This is a genomic window from Protofrankia sp. Cj5, assembly GCF_917627405.1.
Classification (GTDB): Bacteria; Actinomycetota; Actinomycetes; order Frankiales; family Frankiaceae; genus Protofrankia.
The window spans coordinates 1-4769 of record NZ_CAKJTO010000190.1 but is presented as its reverse complement, the minus strand read 5'-3'; the positions used below and the strand labels follow the sequence as shown (position 1 = coordinate 4769).

General features: G+C 69.5%; 2 protein-coding genes and 2 pseudogenes. 3 read left to right on the top strand and 1 reads right to left on the bottom strand.

Annotation, left to right across the window (positions count from 1 at the left end):
• From MJ777_RS22260 to MJ777_RS22250, 3 genes and pseudogenes are all read left to right on the top strand, one after another.
• Positions 1 to 553: pseudogene (locus MJ777_RS22260) on the top strand (hypothetical protein); the annotation flags it as partial.
• Between the two features lie 91 nt (positions 554 to 644).
• Positions 645 to 2777 (top strand): glycosyltransferase family 39 protein, encoded by a 2133-nt coding sequence (locus tag MJ777_RS22255; RefSeq protein ID WP_239377688.1) that lies wholly within the window; start codon positions 645 to 647, stop codon positions 2775 to 2777.
• A gap of 201 nt (positions 2778 to 2978) precedes the next feature.
• The gene (locus tag MJ777_RS22250) at positions 2979 to 4616 is read left to right on the top strand and encodes a serine/threonine-protein kinase (RefSeq protein WP_239309227.1); all 1638 of its coding nucleotides are present in this window, start codon (positions 2979 to 2981) and stop codon (positions 4614 to 4616) included.
• Positions 4617 to 4651: 35 nt separating this feature from the next.
• On the opposite strand, the pseudogene purU reads toward MJ777_RS22250, so the two are convergent.
• Positions 4652 to 4769: pseudogene (gene purU, locus MJ777_RS23335) on the bottom strand (formyltetrahydrofolate deformylase); the annotation flags it as partial.

The following is a 4769-nucleotide window of genomic DNA, read 5'->3' as shown; positions in this document are numbered from 1 at the left end:
GGCGCAGCCCGCGGCGGGAGGCGGTCGGCGGTTCGGCCGGCGCGGTGGCCTGATCGCCGCGGGCGCCATACTCGCGGTCGTACTGGGTACCAGTGCCGCTGTCATGGCCGCAGCTGGTGGGGGGAACAGCGGCAGCCAGACCGTGGACGCCGCCAGTCCCGGCGGGCTTCCCAGCTACGGGCCGGGCCGTGGCCGCTTTCCCGGCGGTGGTGGGTTCGGCGAAGGCGGGATGCCAGGTGACAGGTTCCTGGGCGGGGATCGGTTCCAGGATGGCGACGGCCCGGCGATCGATCTGGAGAAGTTCCAGGCGTGTCTGAAGGACAAGGGCATCATCCTCGACGGCGGCAACGGGCAGCCCCGTCCGGACATGAGGGATTCGAAGGTCCGTGCGGCCTTCCGCCAGTGCATGGTGGACGCCGGGGGAGCAGCCGCGCCAGCCGGCGCTCCCGGTGACGACCAGCCCGGCGACATGGGCGGTCCGGCTGGCGCTGCTTCGGGCACGAGTCCGGCCAAGCCCACGACCTTTGTCGCGTCGGCGGCGACACTCACGTGAGGAAGGCGCCACCGCCGTCGTTACCGCCGCCAGCAGGTGAGCGGATCAGCAGGTGAGCGGATCAGTGGATCAGCGGCAAGGGGAGCACACGATGAGCACGAATGCCGGTGACCTCGACTGGGGGTCGGTCAGACCCGACGTCGACATCCCGGCACGGCGTCGGGAGCCATCACCTGAGGCTCTGGGCGGTAACGTTCACGCGGCGCCGAGCGCCCCCCCGATCCGGCTGCCCCGGCTGTTGCGGGGGCGCGCCGCGGACCCGTGGTGGATACGTCCGGCCCTGCTTGTTCTGCTGGCCGCCACCGCCGCAATCTACCTGTGGGGGCTCGGCGCGTCTGGTAACGCCAACAGCTTCTACGCCGCCGCGGTCCAGGCCGGTACACGGAGCTGGAAGGCGATGTTCTTCGGCTCGTTCGACTCGTCGAACTTCATCACTGTGGACAAACCACCAGCGTCACTGTGGGTGATGGCTTTGTCCGGAAGGATTTTCGGCTTCAGCGGCTGGAGCATGCTTCTACCGGACGCGCTGGAGGGCGTGGCATCCGTGGGCATCCTCTATCTCACGATCCGCCGCTGGATCGGTCCTCGCGCGGGTCTCGTTGCCGGTGCCGTGCTGGCCCTGACGCCGGTGGCCGTCCTGATGTTCCGATTCAACAACCCGGATGCGCTGCTCACGCTGCTGCTTGTTGTAGCGGCCTACTGCGTGGTGCGTGCGACCGAGACCGGGAGCTACCGCTGGATCGCGCTGACCGGTACCGCGGTCGGCTTCGCTTTCCTGACGAAGATGATGCAGGCGTTCCTGCCGGTGCCGGCGTTCGGGCTTGTCTACCTGGTGGCCGCCCCGACCTCGATCGGCCGGCGGCTGGTGGGGCTCCTGGTCGGCGTCGGCGGTGTGCTTGTCTCGACGGGTTGGTTCGTGGCGGCCGTGGAACTGTGGCCGAAAGGTTCCCGGCCCTACATCGGCGGTTCGACCAACAACAGCTTTCTTGAGCTGACCTTCGGCTACAACGGTCTTGGACGGATCTTCGGCAATGGGGGCGGGGGCGCTCGGGGCGGGGGTGGTGGGCAGCTGCCGGTCGGTATCGCCCAGTACCTGCGGGGGATGCCCGGCGGCGCTGGTGCCGGCGGTGCTGGCCGTGGCGGTCCCGGGGGGATGTTCGGTGGCCCGACCGGCTGGAACCGGATGTTCGACAGCCAGTTCGGTACCCAGATCTCGTGGCTGCTGCCGGCTGCGCTGATCGTCCTGGTGGGCGGGCTGTGGGTCACCCGCCGGGCGGCCCGCACGGACCGCATCCGTGCCGGTCTTCTGTTGTGGGGCGGGTGGACGCTCGTCACCGGCATCGTATTCAGCTATATGAGCGGAATCATCCACCCGTACTACACGATCGCGCTGGCGCCGGGGATCGCCGGCCTTGTCGTTTTCGGCGGTACCGCGCTGTGGCGTGCGCGGGCCTCCCGGGTTTCCCGGACGCTGATGGCGGCGGCTGTCGCGGCCACCGGCGCGTGGTCGTTCATTTTGCTCGACCGCAGCCCTGAGTGGTACCCCGCGCTGCGGTTCGTCGTTGTTGCCGCCGCGGTTCTCGGCGCGCTCGCGTTGCTGGTCGGCCGGCGGCTGTTCGCCGCCGCCGGGGCGGGTGCGGCCGTGGCAGTGGTGATCGCGCTGGGCGCGCCATCGGCTGCCTACGCCCTCGACACCGCCGCAACGCCCCACATGGGCGCGATTCCAACCGCGGGGCCGGCCACTGCCGGCGGTGGTGGGTTTCCCGGTGGTGGCTTTGCCGGTGGTGGTTTTCCCGGTGCGGTGGGCGGCCGGTTCCCCAGCGGGGGCTTTCCTGGCCTCGGGGCCGGTGGCGGCGGTCGTGGTGGACCCGGGGTCGATCAGACTGCCAACGCAGAGCTCGTCCAGCTGCTCAGGAACGGCCAGCGAGGCTACCGCTGGGCCGCGGCGGCGTCGGGATCCCAGATGGCCGGCTCGCTCGAGCTCGCCAGCGGTACCGCGATCATGTCGATGGGCGGGTTCAGCGGCGGTGACCCGGCACCGACGCTCGCCGAGTTCAAGCGGTATGTCGCTCATCACAACATCCATTACTACATCGCGGGTGGTGGTTTCGGTGGTTTCGGTGGCCGCGAAAACAACGAGATCACCTCCTGGGTGGACAGCGCCTTCACCGCCAGGACTGTTGGTGGGCAGACGGTCTATGACCTGGCACAGCCGAGAGCCTGACCTGATCCGGCTGCCTTCCGGCACACCTCCACGTTCGAGAGCATGCCGCCTGTTGGGGACTCTGCCACCGCAAGAGGCCTGGGATGAGTGACGATGGGGCTGTGAGCGGGCTGGCTGTGAGCGGGCTGGCTGTGAGCGGGTCAGCCATAGGCGGTTGAAGTGGGGGGTTATGAGCGGGCGGGCAGCAGCAGGGCGGTGGGCATGACGCGGCCAGGCCGAGCGGGGAAGGGGGCTACGGCGGAGCCACTGGAGCCGCTGCATGCGGACGACCCGCTATCGGTCGGCAGGTACATGCTGGACAGCCGTCTCGCCGTCGGCGGCATGGGCACGGTCTATCTCGGCCGGGACACGCTGGGCCGACAGGTCGCGGTCAAGGTGATCCGGCCGGACCTCGCCGCCGATCGCGACTTCCGGGAGCGGTTCCGACACGAGGTCGCCGCGGCCCGACGGGTCTCGCCGTTCTGTACGGCCTCGGTGCTCGACGCCGACCCGGACGCCTACCCGCCGTATCTCGTCACCGAGTACATCGATGGCAGGCGGCTGGACTGGGTGGTGACGGAGGACGGTCCGCTGCCCGCCTCGACCCTGACCGGTACCGCGATCGGGGTGGCGACGGCACTGACGGCCATCCATCGCGCGGGGATCGTCCACCGTGACCTCAAGCCCGCCAATGTGATCATGTCGTTGTCCGGGCCGAGGGTCATCGACTTTGGGATAGCCAAGCTCGCCGCTACCACCCGTCATGCTCTCGATCGTGGACTGATCTTCGGGACCTACGGCTGGATGGCGCCCGAACAAATCCTCGACGATCCGGTCGGCCCGGCCGCGGACATCTTCACCTGGGGGCTTCTGGTCGGCTACGCGGGAACGGGCCGACACCCGTTCGCGGAACCGGGAGCCTTCGGGCCGGCCGCTGACGCCAGCCTGGGGCAGCGGATCGTGGAGGAGGCACCGGACCTGACCGGTCTCGCCCGACCGCTACGGGGGCTGGTCGAGACCGCGTTGACCAAAGATCCCAGGGCTCGGCCAGCCGCACGTGATCTGCTCATGCGTCTGGTCGAGGGCAACGCGGACGTCAGCGCCGCCACGCCGATCGATCAGATACTCGGGCGGACACAGCGGATGGCCGCTGTCGCGCCACCGACCCGCCGCGGTTCGCCGACGTTCGCGACCGGCCAGCTATCGGGACAACCAGCGCGGTTCGGGCAGCCAGCGCGGTTCGCCGAGCCCGCCGACGAGGCACCGCCCCCCTGGTATCCGCCGGCCGCGCCGTCGCGGCCACGCCGTCGCTGGTGGCTGCTGGCCCTGGCCGCCGTGCTCCTGCTGCTGCTCGGTTGGGTGGCCCTGCGAGGCCTCGGCGGTAACGACACAGGCGCATCGCCCGCCGTTGCCAGCTCCGCGCCCGCGGCTTCGGCCGCCCCGTCCCCTTCTCCCGTCCCGTCCGGGGCAGCCGGGGCCGGTGTCCCGGTCCACGATGGGCAGCTTGAGTTCACCGTGACACATGTGCAGTGCGGCCTCGATCAATTGAAGATCGGATTGATCACCAGGCATCCGGACGGCCAGTACTGCCTGGTCGCCCTCACCGCGCACAACATCGGCGGTTCGACCCGGAATCTGTCGGTGGCCCCGCAGCGGCTTGTCGACAGCGCTGGCTCAGACCACGATTCCAGCCAGCTCCTGTCGCGGATGGTTTTTTCAGAAGATATCTGGGGGAACATCTCCGCGGGCGAGACGGCGAGCGGCACCCTCGTCTTCGACATCCCCCAGGACGTCACCGCTGATCATCTGGAGTTGCACGACGGCCCGTTCAGCGGCGGGGTCACCGTCCCACTCCGATAAGAGCGTCCCTATTGCCGGTCGCTCTAAACGGCTGGTCAGGCCGCGAAGACGACGGTTCGGCCGCCGTTGAGCAGGATGCGGTGCTCGGCGTGCCAGCGCACGGCTCGGGCGAGTACCTGCGCTTCGATGTCGCGGCCTACGGCGGCGAGCCGA

Coding starts and splice junctions, on each gene's coding strand:
- MJ777_RS22250 (WP_239309227.1), top strand. CDS start 2,979: ATGACGCGGCCAGGCCGAGCGGGGAAGGGGGCTACGGCGGAGCCACTG.
- MJ777_RS22255 (WP_239377688.1), top strand. CDS start 645: ATGAGCACGAATGCCGGTGACCTCGACTGGGGGTCGGTCAGACCCGAC.